The sequence below is a fragment of the Providencia sp. UF-224 genome (genome assembly GCF_058245955.1).
In genome coordinates, this window is sequence record NZ_JBSICC010000045.1 from 1 (window position 1) to 18561 (window position 18561).

Sequence of the window (18561 nt, forward strand, 5' to 3'; positions counted from 1 at the left end):
TCCGTAGCACGGAAATTCAGTGTTTTTTCCGTTAAAAACTGTTCAATCTCCGTATCAACAATCGGCGATTGGTGGTTATTTAACATCGCCACTTTTTCAGGAATGATATCCACAGCGACCACTTCGTGGTGTTGTGACAGTAACATGGCGTTAGATAGACCGACGTAGCCAGTCCCTGCGATTGCTATTTTCATTAGTATATCCGAGTATTATTTATAAAGTATGCTAGTATTACATAAGCTACAATAAGGCGTTCATCCAATAAAATTAATGCTCAATACATTGGGAGATTGCATCTAAATATTTGTTAATAACGATCTCTTCATTAAATTCACACTCAATTTTTTTGCGGCTTGCTATTCCCATTTTTAATCTCTGCTCATGAGGCATATTTATAATTAGGTCTAGTTTTTCGATTAGACTTTCGGATGAGCGAGGAATACATAAAAAACCATTGATACCATCATCTACAGTTTCTCTACAACCAACATTGTCAGTAGTTACTATTGGCTTACCCATAGCTCCTGATTCTAATAGCGATTTGGGAACCCCTTCTCTGTAGTAAGATGGCAATACCATACAATCAACTTGGGCAATTTCTTTTTCTACATTATCGGAAGTACCGAGATAATTAACAATTCCTTCATTTACCCATGATTGCATGTCTTCTTTAGTAATGGCAGAAGGATTATTTACATCTAAGAATCCAAGCAGACGAAACTCTACATTATTACCATATTTAGCTTTTAATCTGCGTGCTGCCTCTATATATTGCCCAATACCTTTATCGTATAGCATACGAGCTACTAGTAAAAACCTAACTACCCCATCATCTTGAGATTGAGAAAGAGAGAAACGTTGTAAGTCAACGCCAGAGCCAGGTAAACGATCGGTCATAGATATATCAATAATTTTCTTGCTCAGGAAAATATCTCTATCCTCTTCATTCTGAAAAAATATTTTAGAGGCTCTCTTTTGACTTAATTTATATAATGCCCTAGCTATTTTTGATGTCATCGATTCTTCAATGAATAAAACACCTAGTCCAGCAATGTTATTTATTGCTTTAACATTCGCTAACGATGCAGCTAGTGTACTGTAAATATTATTTTTAGGGGTAAAATTAAGGACACACTCAACTGATTTATTTTTAAAGATAGAGTAGAATTTAATTAAAGTAACGAGATCTTTTATGGGGTTTTTACCACTTTGATCTATAGGGATATCAATAAATTCGCAGCCCAATAATTTGAGTTGCTCTGAGTATCCATCTTCAGGAGCAATCGCTAGCACTCGATAACCAGCTTTTATAAGGCTTTTGATTGTATTGGCTCTAAAATTATACAAATACCAGCTAGTATTCGCAGAAATTGCAATTGTTTTCATATTTACGATCACAGTGATGTACTACTTATTATAATAAGATTGATACCAATCGATAAATGCTTGTACACCTTGCTCAATAGAAACTTTCGGGCGGTATCCCGTAGCATTAAATAGGTCTTCAGTATCTGCCCAAGTGGTATATACATCCCCCGCTTGCATTGGAAGGAAGTTTTTGATGGCTTCTTTGCCCAGTGCTTTCTCCAAAGCAGAAATAAATTCAATCAGCTTAACGGGTTTACCATTACCTATATTATAGATGCGATAAGGTGCGCTGCTTTGTGCGGGAGAAAGTGAACTGTTTTCTGGGTCTGTGTGTGGAATGATATCAGCAATACGAATTATTCCTTCCACGATATCATCAATAAAAGTGAAATCACGACTGAGGTTGCCATTATTATAAATATCAATAGGTTCACCTGCTAAAATTGCTTTGGTGAATTTGAATAATGCCATATCCGGACGACCCCATGGGCCGTAAACCGTAAAAAAGCGCAGCCCCGTCGTCGGTAATTGATATAAATGTGAATATGAATGCGCCATCAATTCATTAGCTTTCTTAGTTGCCGCATACAATGAAACAGGTTGGTCGGTTGGCATATCTGTAGAAAAAGGAGTTTTCTCACTCATCCCATAGACAGAGCTTGATGATGCGTACACCAAGTGCTTAACTTTAGCTTGGCGACAACCTTCAAGAATAGCGAGATGCCCCGTTAGGTTGCTGTCAGCATAAGCAAATGGGTTTTCTAATGAATACCGAACACCTGCTTGAGCTGCAAGGTGAATTACACAATCAAACTGATACTTTTCAAAAATTACATTTATGTCAGCTAAATCACAATTAATAAAAGTGAAATTTGGGTGTTGAATTTTTTTTAATCGAGCTAGTTTTAAATTTATATCATAATAGGAGTTATTGTTGTCGATACCAATAACTGAGTGTCCACTGAATATTAATTTTTCAATAAGACTACTACCAATAAAACCAGAAGCACCAGTAATTAAATATTTCATTTAGTTATATTCATCCCATAATTTACCAAGCATAAAATCAGCCTCTTTAGGTGAAATTGGTTCCCATCCACTCCCATGACAAAAAGTTAACTCACCAAAATATACATGATTATCTACACTATACATATCTACTCGGACATATTTGAAAGGTTTAGATAATAATTTTGCCGCATTTAGCAATTCTGAAAAATTTTTAGGGAAAGTATATGTTTCACCAACTCGCTCATACTTGGGTTGAATGTTAAAAGATTGAATTACTAGATCTTCATTGTAAATAGATCTTTTATGATTGCTAAATCTATCACTATCAATTTGAATAAAGATTGATTGTTTTGGATTATTATTAAAAATATGAATTTTATAATCGGATGGGTATGAACCATCAGAATGCTTAATCAATTTTTCGAAAATAATATATGGCTTTTCTATGTCATAAAATGGCTCGTCTATAGCGATGCCTACGTTTGATAAAAGATACTTATTAAATCTATCACATGTTTTTTGTAAATCAAGCTCAGATTTATCATTAACAATAAGGACATTTTCACCACCACCTCCATTGCTTGTTTTCATGACAAATTCAGTTGGAAGAGACATAAAATCTGAAGGTGTTATGTATTCACATTTTTTTAAAATAGGTATTAAATATTTTTCTCCAATAGTTTCTTTTATGTATTTTCGCACCGTGAATTTATCGACAAATTTTGAAAATTCCGATGGATTAGTATTAAATTTACGATAAATTATTTTTTCTGAGAATGAAGATGGTTTTTTAAATGAAGGAATATACCGGTGAACAATAATAAATCTCAAATAAGAATATCCTTTTTTCCCAAGTATAATTCTAAGTGTATTTCGTATCTTATATTTAAAGAATTTTTTCATTATTTACCTATTCTTGATTAAACTTTAGTGACTCATTTAGATGCATAAGAAAGGATTCAGAATATGTAGGAGTATTTTTAAAGGAAATTATTGCATTCTGTTTTATTTCTTCTAATAAACTCGGATTTTTCATAACTTCTAGTATTATATTAGCAGAATTAATAATACTATTTTCGTCGAGATATATTATATTTTCTAGGTTCTTAGAGTAATACCTGATTTCTCCTACAGCAAATACACATGGAATTACTCCGATCTGCATCGCGTCTATAACAGAAATTGCCATCCCTTCTTTGTAACTTGGTTGTAGGTAAAAGGCATAGTTTTGTAATGTTCCCTCAACTTTCGAGTTCTCTAGTGGGCCAAGATAATGAACCGAATTATTTAGCTTTTTTAATTTTATATTGCCAAGTAGCTTGTCTAGTTCGCCTTCATCCGGTCCATATATATCAAACTTACTATTTGGGTAAACCTTATGAACTTGTTCAAATATATCTAAAGCGCCAAGAATGTTTTTAGTACTGTTTAATCGTGCAATATAAACAAAATTTAATTTATTAGTTGAAATGCATGTTCTTTTATTAACTAGAAATGAAATTACATATGATTTCTTCTTTGTTTTTTTCTCTATAAATTGTTTTGAGCTGTAAGAGTCACAATATATATTGTCAGCTAGTTTTGAAAAAATAGGTGTTATTATTCTATCTAAAGGATTTGCAAAATAAGCGCTATGAATAAAATGAATAAGTTTTATTTTTTTTATTTTTAATACTGGATAAAATAAAAGACATAGTAAAGCTGATTTCCATAATGAAACTATAATAACATCTGGTTTATGTTTTAAAATATATATTAAAAATTTTGAAGCGGTAAATATGCTCCAAAACTTTCCATTAAGTGAGTGTAGTTTATGGCTAGGGATTTTGGAGTCATTAGTTGTTTTTTTTTCACTTGGCTCAATAGATAATAAATTATAATTATAAATATTATTGATGGAATCAAAAGAGTTGAAAATTGTTGATTCAACTCCTCCTATTTTATATCTTGGTAATATATGTAATATATTTAATTTTTTAGTGATACTGTTTTTCATGAATAAATAACTGCCTATAAAAACAATGAATAATAATACTAAATAGGGAGGGGTTATTTTTTCTCAATTATATCTTTGACTAAAAATAACTTTAGTATTGAATTTAATATTGAGTTTCTAATTTTAATTTTATTTTTTAATATGTAATTTAAAAATTTTATTTTTTTGTTTTTTACTTCTTTGTATTCAGATAATATTTTTTTTATATTAAACTCCAAATTAAATTTTTCAAAAAATAAAAAGTCGTTAAATAATTTATCACTATGCTTATTAATTAAATAATTATTTTTATTTAAGTATTTTTTTATTCTGAGTGTTAGATTATTTTTGTTAAATCCCAAAACATTATTTATATGTTGTCTATAATTGAATAATGGATGGTTGTAATAATATACAACACCATATGATACAGTATATAAAGTTAAAACTTGATCATGCATATACCAATGAAAGTCATGTTCTAACGCCATGGTATATAAGCTTTTATTAATAATCATAGCACAGCCTTGAATTCCACCATTCATTAAAAGCATATCAGTAATTTTATTTATTTTTAATGATTGTGAGGTTAGCATATTCAAGTTATTTAGATCGGAATCAACAACAACTGCGGGGCTATAGGCGATACAAGGTACTTCATTATTGAAATTAAGCTGTGCAAATTTTAATAATGTCTCTATTTTGTTTTCATACCAAACGTCATCTTGATCAGCCAGTAATACATAGTTTGAAGTGCAATTTTTTAATAGTTGTTTAAAATTTTCACCAACCCCATTAGGTTTTATACTGTCCTCAATAATAATAATCCTACTATCTTGGAGAGCAAAATTATTTATTATTTCTTTTGTTCTATCTGATGAGCCATCATCTCGAATATATAAATTAAAGTCATGATACGTTTGATTTAGTATAGAGTCTATCTGTTCCGCTAAATATTTTTCACCATTATATGTAGCAAGGACTATGTCAATATTCATAAGTAGTTATCTAAAAAGTTTTCAATATTTTAGCTGGAATCCCACCAATAACCACATTTGATGGAAAATTGTGTAGAACAACCGAGTTGGCTGCAACAACTGTATTTTTACCTAATTTAACACCTGAAAGTATCTTTACATTATCTGCGATCCATGAATTTTCTCCAATCTCAGTGTTTCCTTTCGTTCTCAATTCTCTATATTTTGGTATCATATTTATATATTTTATACCATAGCTGTGGTCATGGTCTGTTACTAATACATCACTGCCAATTAAACAGCCTGAGCCAATTTTAACATATGAACTCGCAGCTATATGGACATTTTGACTGAATGACACATTATCACCAATATTTATGCGGCCAGCTCCGATACAATCTAGCCATGTTTGATTTCCAAGAAAAACATTATTTCCAATACTTATATTTTTTGTTCCACATAATGAAATGTTTTTACCAATCTTTAAATTAGAGGTGTGGAATATATAACTAAAAAATTTATTACGTAATTTATTAATCATTGCAGGAAAAATTTTAATAAGTAAAAAAAAAGTCCTTTCATTTTTGTAATTACGCATTATTTATCCTTGAATCTTAGTGTTGAGGATGAGGAAAAAGCATATATTATCATTGTGACAAAAACTATTGACTTTAATAACGTAGAACTTACATAAATTAATATTTTAGTATATAGACCTAGTGATATAATAAGGCATAAAATCGCTAATAAATAGTAAAAAATATTCTTATTTTTATGTTGGAATAGGTCAAATAACATTTTAGCTGTAATTAAAGTCATCATTATTGTTATAATAAAACCAAATAATCCATATGCTACATAGTTAATAACGAATGCTGAATCAGACGATCTGCCTATTTTGGAAACTATTTCGTCACCATCTCCAATGAATATGTTATCACCAAATAAAATATTATTTAATTCAGGTAAGAATAAGTGGTTACTTATTAAATCATTAGTTGAGTTTGTTTCTAAATTTCCATTTAGAAAATTCATGAATAACTCGAATGAAAATGATATTATTTGAATTGCTATTTCATTTTCAAAGCTGTAAATTAACAAAGAAATAAATATTAAGGATAAAAATAATAATGAAAATAAAAATTTATTGCTTTTATTCTGTATAGAAAGAGAGATCATAAATAAAAAGAATAGAATTAAACCTGTTCTTCCACTAATTATAATTAATAAAAATATTATTAAAAAATAAAAATGATACCATATCGATGGTATCTTATTATTACTATGAAAATACGAGGCGAAACCAATAAATACAAATAGTGCATAAGAAATTGATGTGTCCCAAATAGACATAGCTTTTAAACCAATAGCTCTATTGCTTTTTTGAGCCCATTCATACCAATAACCATCAATAGCCGTAATATTTAGATACCAAATTCTAAATTGCTCATTTGAAATTTGGTATAGGCATAAAAATAAAACAAATAATAAAAATGATAGTAAGGTAATAAAAAATTGTTTTTGTGTCAGGTTCTTGATCGTATGAGCAATAATTATTGGTAGTAATAGAAATGAAATTAATAATTGCGCAATTCTTTTGAGCTGAAGATCTATAAATTGAATTTCGCCGATATTATAGAATGAATAGTTAATTAGTGATGGAATTAAAAGTATTGTTATTAATAGTATATAAATAAAAAATAATTTTTTATTATACATATACTTTATTTTTTTATTTTTAAGGGCGAATAGTGTTAGAGAAACAAGAATTAACCCCCAGATAAAATTAATATGTATGACGCTTATATTTCCTAGTGGTGTTTTATATGCCCCCCCAAATATAATGAAAAGAATTAAGTATAAGGATAGGGAATTTAATATGGTTTTGAGTTTAAAATCTTTCATTTTAATTTTTTTTCTTAAAAGAATCTTTTAATTTTTTTAACTTTGATAATATTTTTATGAGATACAAACCATATTTTCCATATGTTTTTTGTATATATATATCGGCGTTAGAGTTATCAAAGGTATAATTTCTATCATTGTTAATTATTGTTCTATAATACCAGACTAAAATAAAATTAAAATACATATCAATTTTTATTTTAGTATATGTAAGTTTTGATATTTTTTCGTTTTTCTTCAACATGTCCAAGTATAAAATACAAAAATTATAATAAATATTATAACCTCCTTTATTTTTTACTTCTGTATTGATGAATAAAGTTTTATTGCAAATAATAAATTTATTATTATTACTTTGGAGCAATAAACTTGTATGTGGAAACATCACATCTACTGATTCTGGGTTGTGGTTTAAATAATGTAATTCATCTTTCCATATTGAAAATGCGGAGCTCCAAGTTGTTAAATATGATGCCTTTGACATGAATTGATTAAAGGAACTAAAATTTGAATTCTCTTTTTTTATTTTAACCCCTCCGTTTGGAAAAAACATCAAGGGCTTAGTTTTATGGTTTTCGATACTAAGATCAACCAGTTCCTTAAAACAACCAGGTTTAAATTTAGTATAGTCATTGTGAAGCTTTAATAATTCGCCATCACCAATTAATAATGACTGTATTGAATTATAAAATCCTTTTATAGGGTTTCTATGGTACTTAAAATTATATTCGGTATTACGGAAACTTTCTATATATTCTTTCGTTTCATTATTATCTGAATTATCTGAAATAACAATCTGAAAGTGTTTTGGGTTTACATTATCATCTAAGATTGATTTTATTGTTTCTGCTAGATTATCTATTCTATCTTTTGTTGGGATACATATTGATATATAAACCATTCTCTTTTCTCTTTTTTAGTAATGTAAATATAAAAGCTGTAGTAATTAATATTTCTATTAATAAGGCTGTAATTGATACACCGATATATGAATTAAGGTATGAACCTAGATACATCAATGGTAAGCCTAAAAAACCTATTATTACATAGATTAAGCCAAATTGTTTTTTTAATCCAATTGGTAACATAATTTGAACACCAAGCATATTTGCTATTGCTATAATAGGTGGTGCCCATATTATTATTTGTAATACTTTATACGTTTCTAAATTCTCAATACCAAAAAAAAGTGAAACAATTAATTTTGAGTTTATGAAAATAATTAAACTAGATAATAGCATAACTATAATTAATGGTATTGCTATTTTCATTACAAATTTTATTCCATTAGATATGGATTCTTGCATTAATCTATTAGTTCGAGGATATATGGCCTGAGATATAGGACCTATAATTCCTTGTAATGCTGATTTAAGCTTATCTGCTGCATTATAAATTCCTACAGCTTCAGTTCCTGAATTATAACCTAGAATTAAAGGGATACTTGTTGTATACATACTGACAAAGAAAGTTGAGAGAAAAATATTCCAACCAGAGACTAATTGTTCTTTAATTGTTACTAATGAAACTCGAGTTAAAAATATGTATTTTCCAATAAATGCATTACTGAAGGCTATTGTGGCTGAAAATAAACTAACACAGCTTTGGATAACTATAGCTAATAATAGGTCATTGATATCTTTTACTAAAATTAAAATTAAAGCTAGCCCACTAATTTTTGCTATTAAATTACTAATGGCAATCCAATGCATTTTTTCATACCCTTGGTAGAGCCAAGTGGGGAAAAATGATGTTCCAATGACAATGCCAATACCACTTAAAAATAGGCTATGTTCTGCTATGAAATTATTATTTAAAATTAAAATTATAAATAATATAGAAAATGAAAGGCTTGCTAGTATAATTTTACATATTATTATTGAAAAAAATATTTCAGATATTTTTTTTTTATTATTAATATTTAATGCTATATCTCTACTAGCAGAAAGGTTAAATCCATAATCGGTTATAATTACTAAATATTGTATAATAGCGATTACTATGCTGTATTTTCCAAATCCATCTAGCCCGAGAGTCCTAACTAAGTATGGAAACATAATTAAAGGAATAATATAATTAATTCCTTGTATGCTGAACATGGATAAAATATTTTTTATAATCGTTCTATCCACGCTTTTTTCCTAGTTCGAAATTAAAAGCATTGGCATTTTTATCTTTGCTGGATAACTGTATATTCTGTATTGTGGTAGGCCATTCAATTGACAGATTTGTATCATCCCATGGAATGGTATTCTCATGTGCTGGTGTATAAAACTTTGTTGTTTTATATAAAAATTCAGCCGTATCACTCAAAACTAAAAACCCATGGGCAAGCCCTTCAGGAATCCACAATTGACGCTTATTTTCAGCAGATAGGTTGATGCCTACCCATTTACCATATGTTGGCGAACCCTTTCTTATATCAACAGCAACATCAAATACTTCCCCCACAACGCAGCGAACTAATTTTCCCTGAGCATAGGGTTCTTCTTGATAATGCAACCCTCTGAGTACACCCTTTACTGATTTTGAATGGTTATCTTGCACAAAATTGACGGGATAACCAACAGCTTCATCAAATTGTTTTTGATTAAAACTTTCAAAGAAAAAGCCTCGCTCATCTTCAAAAACTCTAGGTTCAATAATTAAAACATCTGGAATTTCTGTAGGGATAATTTTCATTTCTTCTTAACCATTTTTAGTAAGTATTGACCATATGAATTTTTGGATAAAGGTTTTGCTAGCTTTTTAATGTCATCAGCTGTGATAAATCCTTTTCTGTAAGCAATTTCTTCAGGGCAAGCAACCTTTAAACCTTGGCGTTCTTCTAATGTTTGAATAAAATTACCTGCATCAATTAGGCTTTGGTGCGTTCCTGTATCTAACCATGCATAACCGCGCCCCATCATTGCAACTGATAATGAACCTTGCTCTAAGTAAAGGCGATTTATATCTGTGATTTCTAATTCACCGCGTTCTGATGGCTTTAGGTTTTTTGCTAGCTGAATAACGGTATTATCATAAAAATAAAGACCAGTAACCGCATAATTGCTTTTGGGTTTTTTAGGTTTTTCTTCTAAAGAAATAGCTATGCCAGCATCATCAAACTCAACAACGCCATAACGTTCAGGGTCATTAACATGGTAAGCAAAAACAGTCGCACCAGACTCTTTTTTAGTTGCTTTTTCTAGTTGATTTTGTAAATCATGTCCGTAGAAAATATTATCACCAAGTACTAAGGCACAGTTATCATCACCAATGAATTCTTCGCCAATAATAAAAGCTTGTGCTAGCCCATCAGGGCTTTCTTGTATTTTATACTCTAAATTTAGTCCCCATTGACTGCCATCACCTAATAACTGTTGAAAGCGAGGGGTATCTAACGGGGTACTAATGATCAAAATATCTCGAATACCCGCTAGCATCAGTGTACTTAGCGGATAGTAAATCATTGGCTTGTCATAAACGGGGAGTAATTGTTTACTTACAGCCATTGTTACGGGATATAAACGAGTTCCGGAGCCGCCTGCTAAAATAATACCTTTATATGTCTTTTCCATTTTTATATTCTACAAAATTTATTTAATTGATAATTCTTTAATTAAGCGTTTAACACCAAGTTCCCAATTTGGTAATTCAGTATTGAATGTTATTTTAAATTTGGTGTTATTCATTTTTGAATTATATGGGCGTTTGGCTGGTAGGGGATAGTCGATTGCTGGAATAGCATTTAATTCTTTCAGTGCTAATTCAATTCCATTATTTATTGCTTCTTTAGTAACTAAGTTAGCGTATTGATACCAATTTGTTGATCCAGAAGAGACTAAGTGGTAGGTGCCACATTTGCTTTTATCTTGTAAAGTTTGAATTAATGCGATTGCTGTGCAATCTGCGATTAATTCAGCACCAGTTGGAGCACCGTATTGATCACTAATAACTGATAGCTTTTCTCTTGTTTTGGCTAAATTGAGGATCGTTTTTGCAAAGTTATTACCAAAAGCCGAGTAAACCCAGCTAGTTCGTAGTATTAAATGGTTTGTGCAATAATTTTGTATATTTTTCTCACCTTCGAGTTTGGTTTTTCCATATACATTTAAGGCTGAAGTATGGTCATTTTCGCTCCAGAAATGTTCACCTTCTCCAGAAAATACATAATCGGTTGAATAATGAATTAAGAGAGCATTAATTTTTTCCGCCGATTGAGCTAGAACCTTTACGGCTTCGCTGTTAATCAATCTGGATAAATCAGCGTCATCTTCAGCCTTATCAACAGCAGTGTAAGCTGCGGCGTTAACAATAACATCTGGTTTTAGCAACTCGACAGTTTTTGATAATTCATTAGGGCTAGCAAGATTCCCACAATAGTCTTTTGAATGGCGGTCTAAGGCAATTAATTCACCTAGTGGTGATAATGCTCGTTGTAATTCCCACCCTACTTGACCATTTTTTCCGAGCAGCAAAATTTTCATTCTTTGCTATCCCCGTAATGCTGTTTTACCCATGACTGATAACTGCCATTTTTAATATGAGCAACCCACTCACTATTCACTAAATACCATTCCACTGTTTTACGAAGCCCAGTTTCAAATGTTTCTTCGGGTACCCAATTTAACTCATTTTTAATTTTTGTAGCGTCAATGGCGTAACGAAGATCATGACCAGGTCTGTCAGTCACGTAAGTAATTAACTCTTCATAGTGATTAATACCATTTGGTTTATTTGGTACTAACTCATCGAGAATGCTGCAGATTGTTTTAACCACATCAATATTGGCTTTTTCATTATGGCCACCAATATTATAAGTTTCACCAATTTTGCCCTCGGTGACAACTTTGTATAGTGCCCTTGCATGATCTTCTACATATAACCAGTCCCTAATTTGCTGCCCATTACCGTAAACAGGTAAAGGCTTTCCTTCTAAGGCATTTAAAATCACTAAAGGAATGAGTTTTTCAGGGTAATGATAAGGACCATAGTTATTGGAGCAGTTTGTCACAATAGTTGGAAGCCCATAAGTGCGTTGCCATGCGCGGACTAAATGATCGCTTGATGCTTTTGACGCTGAGTAAGGGCTGCTTGGTGCGTAAGGCGTGGTCTCAGTAAATAGGTCAGTAGTGGATTCAAGATCACCGTAAACTTCATCAGTAGAGATATGGTGAAAGCGAAAAGCTGATTTTTTATCGGTGGGTAATTGGTTCCAATACTGGCGCGCTGCTTCGAGCAACGTATAAGTACCAACAATATTGGTCTGAATAAAATCACTAGGGCCATCAATAGAGCGATCAACATGGGACTCTGCCGCTAAATGCATGACCACATCAGGTTGATGTTGTTTAAATATATCAATAACAGTTTTCGCATCACAAATATCTGCTTGAATAAAGATATATCGATTATTTTCACAAACAGAATTAAGTGACTCTAAATTTCCTGCATAAGTTAGTTTATCGATATTAATAATAAAGTTATCAGTATTATTAATAATATGACGAACAACTGCAGAGCCAATAAAACCTGCACCACCAGTAACTAAGATTTTCACAGAGAACCTTGCTAATTAATAATCTATTAAATAAGAATAAATTTAGCCATGGTATAAATATTAATCATTTAATTAGACTATACTCATAGCTACCGCACTGGGTTATCGGGTCCCAGAGCACCATTGAAATTGTAAATGCATACTTATTAATTGAAAACGTTACATTTTTTGCTACCGCGTTCAATTGATAAGCATGGCTTATTGTTTTTTGCCGCCCAAAGGGTATGCCTCATGGCGAATCGGGTCAAGCAAAAGCGCTTAATAATACCACCAAACCTAGGTAGTGACTATCACTGCGATTGTCTTAGAGAATAGTCCTAATAGGAGTATCAAATGAATAAGTTATTTTAAATTATCAGGTTATAATTCTTATTATACGCGTGTACCGTGATTAAATATTTTGCTTAAGTTAAGTCTTTTATATCATTAGGATTAGTGTGGATATAATTAGCTCAAAAATAAAACGAACTTATTTTTACGCGGATTTGGCGTTGTAATAGATTAATAATATGCGTGATTGGTAATATTAATTTACGTAATTTTTGTGTTCATTTTTCAGCCAGATATGTTTTGTTGTAAAACAGAAACAAATTGGCGAAAAAAAACGGATTATAGTTTATCTATAATCCGTCAGACTACTGACAAACCGATCAGGTTTGGCGGCAGATTGGATGGGTTTTGAAAAAAAACAAAGGAAAATCAAATAATTGATTTTCGACTGATAACACAAAGCAGGAAAAATCACGCTTTTATCCTGCTTTGTCAACAACCTTACGGATTATAGTTTGCATATAATCCGTTTCAATAAGAAGTATAGCTTGTGACTATAAAAGGACTACCACTTAAATGGCACGTTTACTGTCACTGCGGCACCTACGTCATTGCGTGTTTCATAATCGGTTTTTGAAACCCACACTTTTGCATCAGTACTGACATCGTTCTCGAAGTTATGCCACCAACCCATATCGACACCTTTAATGGTTTCAGATTTAGGGAATAACTTGTTGCCGTCAAAGTTAGATTTATTGACTTTGGCATACACTAAACGCGTACTTACACGGTTATCATCATCAAGGGTATATTCCACCTTGGTGGTTAGCATACGGCCATCACCGCCCATACCATGACCAAGAGCGGCACCTTGTTGGTAATAGCCATCAGTGTAGATAAAGTGGCGATACATCACACGGTCTTTGCTCCACTCATGATGTGTATTGGCGCCTTCAATATACCAATTTAATGGTTGTCCCCACAGGGTATGGTAACCCTCGATACCACCCATAAAGGCATTCTTCGATGGGAACATACCCGCTTCATCTTCACCTATCATTTGCCCGTATACGCTGACAGGTAGGTCAATGAGTGGGTAAAGTTTCAGTTTAAAGTCTAAACCTGCCAATTGGTTGCCTGGGTCTTTATTTTTATCGCCAGTATTGTCCTTACCAACCATAGCATCCCAGAATGAGCTCCAGTTATCAGGGCGGCCATCGCCTCCCCACATGACAACACGGGAACCACCCAGCTCAAAGAAGTCGGTTGGGTTCATGGTCATGCGTAAACCGATAAGTTTGGTATTTGGTTGCGAGGAATATTGTTTAATCTGCCCTGCGGTCAGCTGGTATTGCCAAGAACCAATCCAAGACAACCATGGGGTTTCAAATGGGCTTTGGTCGGCGCGTTGAAGTAAAAAGCCAGTGACAGGGCGGGCGGCATCGGTACGGATTAAGCTGCCGTCATGGCCGGGGCCCCACCATTGTGGGATTTCACCGAAGGTCACCCATTGGTTCCAAATTTTAACGCCGCCGTATGAACCGTTCAGGTTGTAGTCTGACCCGTTTTCAACACGCAGGGCGCGCTCGCCGTTGGCAGTGAGGTTTAAGTCCACATCATCAGTACTGTAGTTACCCGAAACGGTGTAACGGATGTCACTTTTTTCGCTTTGGGCGAAGCCTTGTGGCATCGAATTGTGGCTAGAAGCAAAGTGTGTTTCCAGTTGAACACTGTTCTTTTTACGGTCTAAATTTTTCTTAATGCGTTGAATAATCGCTTCTTGTTCGCTATTGGTAATATTCGCATTATTCAAAGAACGGGTGATTTCTTCTTGGGAGAGCGGCCAAGTGGATAAGCTAATTTGAATGACGTTACGTTCTGAAAGCCATGCTAAATCGCTACGTAAGTTATCATTGGGTAAAACTAATCCCCCTGCCACACTGTGTGCGCTCATTGCGCCTAATACCGCAAGCATTGCCAGCTTGGTAAGCTTGAATTTTTTCATTGATAAATCCGTTTGAAGTTGAGTTCGCCTAATATTGAACAGGTTAATAAAGATAAATAAGTCTCTAAAAATTAAACCAGTATAAAAGTGGTGATATTTTTTATTATAAGTGTGTGAAAGCTAATGATTTGCTCACCTATGCTTTTGTGTCGAGAAGCAATCATCACAATTTAATTAAGTAAAAGAGAATATCAGATTAATACATTCGGCATAGGGATAGGTAAGCTATTAAGATATATAGCAATACGATATCAATTAGTTTTATCTGTTGGTTATATTGAATTAATAATTATTAATTTTGTTTGAAATGCTTATTTTTTTGTAAACAGATTAATATTTTGCTGGATGGTTTAGGATTTATTGCTCTGAGAACACAATATAAGAATATTCTATATTAGGCGCTTATAAATTTATTCGGTAAATAGAAGTGAAAAAGCCCTCTATTTAACATAGAAGGCTTTTGGGATGGAATATCTGTCAGCGATTAACGACCATGTTCAGGTAACCAGATCTGTAACCGTAACCCGCCCAGAGGGCTGTCATCGGCTTTTACCCAGCCTTTGTGCTGTGTAATCGCAGTTTCAACAATTGCCAAGCCTAAGCCTGTACCACCTGTTTCACGGTCTCGCGCTTCATCTGTGCGGTAGAATGGGCGGAAGATATGTTCACGGTCAGCAGGGCTAACACCCGGGCCATCATCATCCACAGTGATCAGAATACCGTTGTTTTCTTCTTTAAAATCAACAGCGATATGTGTGTGTGAATAGCGTAGCGCATTACGGACGATATTCTCAAAGGCACTGCCCACCGCTGATGGGTTGCAATACAGCGGCCAAGGGCCCGGATTAGAGGTGATATCGAGCGTTTTGTTCATCTGCTCCGCTTCGAAGCTAGCATCATCTAAGATATCCCCCCAAAGTTCATCAGCTTTGATATTTTCACGCAGGATTTCATTTTTATGTTGGCTACGCGAGAGCACCAACAAATCATTGATCATGCTATCTAAACGATGTGTTTCGGTTTCGATACGCTCCAGCTCTTTACTCTCACCATGGCGACGGCGTAATAGGGCGGTTGCCAGTTGTAAGCGAGTGAGTGGCGTACGTAATTCATGTGAGATATCAGAGATTAAACGTTGCTGGGCGCTAACCATGCCATCGAGCGCGCTGATCATCTGGTTAAAACTGTTCCCTGCGGAGAGAAACTCTTGAGGCCCAGCTTCCAGTTCAGGGTGAGGGCGAAGATTCCCTTTGGCCACATCATCCGCTGCCATTTTGAGTTTTCGCGCGGGGCGAGCCAAGCTCCAAGATAGCCATAATAACAGTGGTGCACTGATTAACATGGTGGCAATTAAGAGCAGGAATGGCCTGTCGAACAATAGGTTAATAAAGTCAGATTGTGGGCTGCTGGCAGGACGCACTAAATAGAGTTGGTAGTGATCCTCGCCATCACGAATAGAGAACGGCCCGAGAATTTCAGCTCGGCCATATTTTTTCTTTTTGGGGTGGTCGGCGTTATCGGATTGACCGATAAAGTTACGGATCACCTGCATTTCACTGGGCATCGCACCAATAACACGGCCTTCACTGGTGACGATAATTAGCCGCTGACCCGGCGGCGCCCATTTTTTGATGGCGTTCGAAATTCGACGCCACCAAAGTAGGTCATTCATAGGAGCTTGTGCGAGTTCGGCTTCAATATGTTGCTCAAGCATCTCCCCTTGGCGCTGTTCACTTTCCATTAGGACGGTGATTTGCCGTGAGTCGAGCTTGGGCACCATCAGCACTAGCATCAGCACTAGTGCGAGGGTAAACCAAAAAATCGCAAAGATCCTTGCGGTTAAGCTATTGATCATGTGGCAGAAACCATTAAGTAACCACGGCCACGTAAGGTTTTAAACCATGGCTGACCGTCGGTGCGTTCTGGCAATTTACGGCGCAAATTCGAAATATGCATATCAATCGCACGGTCAAACGGTGTTAGGCGTTTACCCAGCACTTCTTGGCTAAGGTGTTCCCGTGAAACCACTTGGCCTAAATGCTGTGCTAACAGATATAACAAGGTAAATTCGGTGCCAGTTAAATCCAAAATTTCATTATCGAAACTGGCTTCTTGGCGACCCGGGTTGAGTTGCAGTTTATCAACTTGCAATACAGGGGTATTGCTGTTGCTGTCCTGTGTTTGTTCACTCCAGTTTGAGCGGCGTAATAACGCACGAATACGCGCCACGAGCTCACGGTCATTAAACGGTTTTGGTAGATAGTCATCCGCGCCCAATTCTAAGCCCAGCACTTTATCTAACTCACTACCGCGAGCCGTTAACATAATGACTGGGGTTTGATGAAGTTGGCGCAATTCTTTGAGTGTCTCAATACCATTTTTCTTCGGCATCATGACATCCAATAAAAGCAGATCAATGGACGAGTCAATCTGTTGCAATGCCTGTTCACCATCATAAGCGATGACGACATTGAAACCTTCCATTTCCAGCAGTTCTTTTAAGAGCGACGTGAGTTCACGGTCGTCATCAACTAATAGGATTTTATGCATTTTTTAAGTCCTCCACCTGCCAAAATACGATAACAATCTGTACGATTCCATGACTTTACGTTCTTTTACATGCTCTGACGCTAGTTTGCAGCCACAGGTGTATATTTATTCACATTGAATCACGAGCACAGTTCGGAGACAAGGTGTCAAATGCTTAGAACAACACATAGCAAAGTACATAATACAGTACATAAAACCGCAATGTTAGTTTTAGCTTCTGCATTTGTGTTCGGGCCAACAATTGCTTTCGCAGAAGTTTCACAAAACATGGCGAATGATGAAAGCTCAGCGCCATTAATGTTGCAGATGCAGCCTGAGCAAGCACCTTCAACAGCGCATCAAGTTGTGGTGCCATTTCAATCACATGAAATGTTTAGCAGTGAAGAACGTGCCAGCACCTTTATGTTTAATGGCATCACATTAAATGAAAAGCAACGTCAACAGCTACGTGATTTGATGGCAACACAGCGCCATTACCACGTTGATAACACGGCGTTAGTGCAAGAGCGTGAAGCGTTACATAAATTAATTATAGCGGATAGCTTTGATGATAAAGCGGTTCGTCAGCAACTTGAAAAAAGAATGCAAAAAGAGTTGGAACAACGCGTAGAAATGGCACGAATTCATCATGAATTATACCAATTATTAACGCCTGAGCAGAAAAGTGAGCTTGAACAGATTCACCAACACAAAATGGCTGAATACCAAGCGATGCAGTTCCAATAAATCAGATTGAGAGTACCCGCAGTTGTAGTTGAGTAAGCAAGTTAATTTCAGATCCTTAATTTTGAAGTAAGTAGTGAAGTAGCAACAAATGAAGTTTTTCCTTGCCATAGACACCATCCCTGTCTTTTATAGCCCCTGTTAGGGGCTTTTTTTTTGTTTAATGACCCGTCCTGAATAAGGTTGACACTTTTTCAATTTAAAATTGGAGAGTGCAATGAAACCAATCACTAAA

Annotated in this window: 17 protein-coding genes and 1 pseudogene; 1 reads left to right on the forward strand and 17 read right to left on the reverse strand. The window is 34.4% G+C overall.

Going from position 1 to position 18561, the window contains the following annotated elements; all coding sequences use genetic code 11:
• The 17 genes and pseudogenes from AC4IFO_RS21420 to cpxR form a co-directional block, all read right to left on the reverse strand.
• Positions 1-194: pseudogene (locus tag AC4IFO_RS21420) on the reverse strand (UDP-glucose 6-dehydrogenase); the annotation flags it as partial.
• 73 nt (positions 195-267) lie between these two features.
• Entirely contained in the window at positions 268-1386 is a 1119-nt protein-coding gene (locus AC4IFO_RS21425; protein WP_490737431.1) for a glycosyltransferase family 4 protein, read from the reverse strand.
• A gap of 21 nt (positions 1387-1407) precedes the next feature.
• The gene (locus tag AC4IFO_RS21430; protein ID WP_490737433.1) at positions 1408-2397 is read right to left on the reverse strand and encodes an NAD-dependent epimerase; all 990 of its coding nucleotides are present in this window, start codon (positions 2395-2397) and stop codon (positions 1408-1410) included.
• Complete coding sequence (locus tag AC4IFO_RS21435) at positions 2398-3282, reverse strand: ATP-grasp fold amidoligase family protein (protein ID WP_490737435.1); 885 nt, start codon at positions 3280-3282, stop codon at positions 2398-2400. It abuts the gene before it with no gap.
• Between the two features lie 7 nt (positions 3283-3289).
• On the reverse strand, positions 3290-4375 hold the full coding sequence (locus AC4IFO_RS21440) for a glycosyltransferase family 4 protein (protein WP_490737437.1): 1086 nt from the start codon (positions 4373-4375) through the stop codon (positions 3290-3292).
• Between the two features lie 53 nt (positions 4376-4428).
• A complete protein-coding gene (locus tag AC4IFO_RS21445) occupies positions 4429-5352 on the reverse strand; it encodes a glycosyltransferase family 2 protein (protein ID WP_490737439.1) in 924 nt (307 codons plus the stop codon).
• A 10-nt stretch (positions 5353-5362) separates the two neighbouring features.
• The gene (locus AC4IFO_RS21450; RefSeq protein ID WP_490737440.1) at positions 5363-5929 is read right to left on the reverse strand and encodes an acyltransferase; all 567 of its coding nucleotides are present in this window, start codon (positions 5927-5929) and stop codon (positions 5363-5365) included.
• Positions 5929-7236 carry a hypothetical protein gene (locus tag AC4IFO_RS21455; RefSeq protein ID WP_490737442.1) on the reverse strand — a complete coding sequence of 436 codons (1308 nt, stop codon included), beginning with the start codon at positions 7234-7236 and terminating at the stop codon, positions 5929-5931. The genes AC4IFO_RS21450 and AC4IFO_RS21455 overlap by 1 nt, the downstream gene beginning before the upstream one ends.
• Position 7237: 1 nt before the next feature.
• A complete protein-coding gene (locus AC4IFO_RS21460; protein WP_490737444.1) occupies positions 7238-8137 on the reverse strand; it encodes a glycosyltransferase in 900 nt (299 codons plus the stop codon).
• A complete protein-coding gene (locus AC4IFO_RS21465) occupies positions 8100-9368 on the reverse strand; it encodes an oligosaccharide flippase family protein (protein ID WP_490737446.1) in 1269 nt (422 codons plus the stop codon). Before AC4IFO_RS21465 ends, AC4IFO_RS21460 begins: the two co-directional genes overlap by 38 nt.
• Positions 9361-9918, reverse strand: a complete 558-nt coding sequence (gene rfbC / locus AC4IFO_RS21470) for a dTDP-4-dehydrorhamnose 3,5-epimerase (protein WP_490737448.1) — start codon at positions 9916-9918, stop codon at positions 9361-9363. The genes AC4IFO_RS21465 and rfbC overlap by 8 nt, the downstream gene beginning before the upstream one ends.
• Complete coding sequence (gene rfbA, locus AC4IFO_RS21475; RefSeq protein ID WP_490737450.1) at positions 9915-10796, reverse strand: glucose-1-phosphate thymidylyltransferase RfbA; 882 nt, start codon at positions 10794-10796, stop codon at positions 9915-9917. Before rfbA ends, rfbC begins: the two co-directional genes overlap by 4 nt.
• Positions 10797-10814: 18 nt before the next feature.
• Complete coding sequence (gene rfbD / locus AC4IFO_RS21480) at positions 10815-11705, reverse strand: dTDP-4-dehydrorhamnose reductase (RefSeq protein ID WP_490737452.1); 891 nt, start codon at positions 11703-11705, stop codon at positions 10815-10817.
• Complete coding sequence (gene rfbB, locus AC4IFO_RS21485; protein WP_490737454.1) at positions 11702-12778, reverse strand: dTDP-glucose 4,6-dehydratase; 1077 nt, start codon at positions 12776-12778, stop codon at positions 11702-11704. Before rfbB ends, rfbD begins: the two co-directional genes overlap by 4 nt.
• 835 nt (positions 12779-13613) lie before the next feature.
• On the reverse strand, positions 13614-15053 hold the full coding sequence (locus AC4IFO_RS21490; protein WP_490737456.1) for a capsule assembly Wzi family protein: 1440 nt from the start codon (positions 15051-15053) through the stop codon (positions 13614-13616).
• Positions 15054-15537: 484 nt separating this feature from the next.
• The gene (cpxA, locus tag AC4IFO_RS21495; RefSeq protein ID WP_047756819.1) at positions 15538-16908 is read right to left on the reverse strand and encodes an envelope stress sensor histidine kinase CpxA; all 1371 of its coding nucleotides are present in this window, start codon (positions 16906-16908) and stop codon (positions 15538-15540) included.
• Complete coding sequence (cpxR, locus tag AC4IFO_RS21500) at positions 16905-17603, reverse strand: envelope stress response regulator transcription factor CpxR (protein ID WP_219245090.1); 699 nt, start codon at positions 17601-17603, stop codon at positions 16905-16907. The genes cpxA and cpxR overlap by 4 nt, the downstream gene beginning before the upstream one ends.
• Positions 17604-17753: 150 nt before the next feature.
• Between cpxR and AC4IFO_RS21505 the strand changes: the two genes are divergently transcribed.
• On the forward strand, positions 17754-18329 hold the full coding sequence (locus AC4IFO_RS21505) for a Spy/CpxP family protein refolding chaperone (RefSeq protein ID WP_273804022.1): 576 nt from the start codon (positions 17754-17756) through the stop codon (positions 18327-18329).
• Positions 18330-18561 lie beyond the last annotated feature (232 nt).

What these genes read in the sequence shown, in the direction of transcription:
- cpxR (WP_219245090.1), bottom strand. Translation starts at nt 17,603, where the DNA reads ATGCATAAAATCCTATTAGTTGATGACGACCGTGAACTCACGTCGCTC.
- cpxA (WP_047756819.1), bottom strand. Translation starts at nt 16,908, where the DNA reads ATGATCAATAGCTTAACCGCAAGGATCTTTGCGATTTTTTGGTTTACC.
- rfbA (WP_490737450.1), bottom strand. Translation starts at nt 10,796, where the DNA reads ATGGAAAAGACATATAAAGGTATTATTTTAGCAGGCGGCTCCGGAACT.
- AC4IFO_RS21450 (WP_490737440.1), bottom strand. Translation starts at nt 5,929, where the DNA reads ATGCGTAATTACAAAAATGAAAGGACTTTTTTTTTACTTATTAAAATT.
- AC4IFO_RS21490 (WP_490737456.1), bottom strand. Translation starts at nt 15,053, where the DNA reads ATGAAAAAATTCAAGCTTACCAAGCTGGCAATGCTTGCGGTATTAGGC.
- AC4IFO_RS21430 (WP_490737433.1), bottom strand. Translation starts at nt 2,397, where the DNA reads ATGAAATATTTAATTACTGGTGCTTCTGGTTTTATTGGTAGTAGTCTT.
- AC4IFO_RS21455 (WP_490737442.1), bottom strand. Translation starts at nt 7,236, where the DNA reads ATGAAAGATTTTAAACTCAAAACCATATTAAATTCCCTATCCTTATAC.
- rfbD (WP_490737452.1), bottom strand. Translation starts at nt 11,705, where the DNA reads ATGAAAATTTTGCTGCTCGGAAAAAATGGTCAAGTAGGGTGGGAATTA.
- AC4IFO_RS21425 (WP_490737431.1), bottom strand. Translation starts at nt 1,386, where the DNA reads ATGAAAACAATTGCAATTTCTGCGAATACTAGCTGGTATTTGTATAAT.
- AC4IFO_RS21505 (WP_273804022.1), top strand. Translation starts at nt 17,754, where the DNA reads ATGCTTAGAACAACACATAGCAAAGTACATAATACAGTACATAAAACC.
- AC4IFO_RS21445 (WP_490737439.1), bottom strand. Translation starts at nt 5,352, where the DNA reads ATGAATATTGACATAGTCCTTGCTACATATAATGGTGAAAAATATTTA.
- AC4IFO_RS21440 (WP_490737437.1), bottom strand. Translation starts at nt 4,375, where the DNA reads ATGAAAAACAGTATCACTAAAAAATTAAATATATTACATATATTACCA.
- rfbC (WP_490737448.1), bottom strand. Translation starts at nt 9,918, where the DNA reads ATGAAAATTATCCCTACAGAAATTCCAGATGTTTTAATTATTGAACCT.
- AC4IFO_RS21460 (WP_490737444.1), bottom strand. Translation starts at nt 8,137, where the DNA reads ATGGTTTATATATCAATATGTATCCCAACAAAAGATAGAATAGATAAT.
- AC4IFO_RS21435 (WP_490737435.1), bottom strand. Translation starts at nt 3,282, where the DNA reads ATGAAAAAATTCTTTAAATATAAGATACGAAATACACTTAGAATTATA.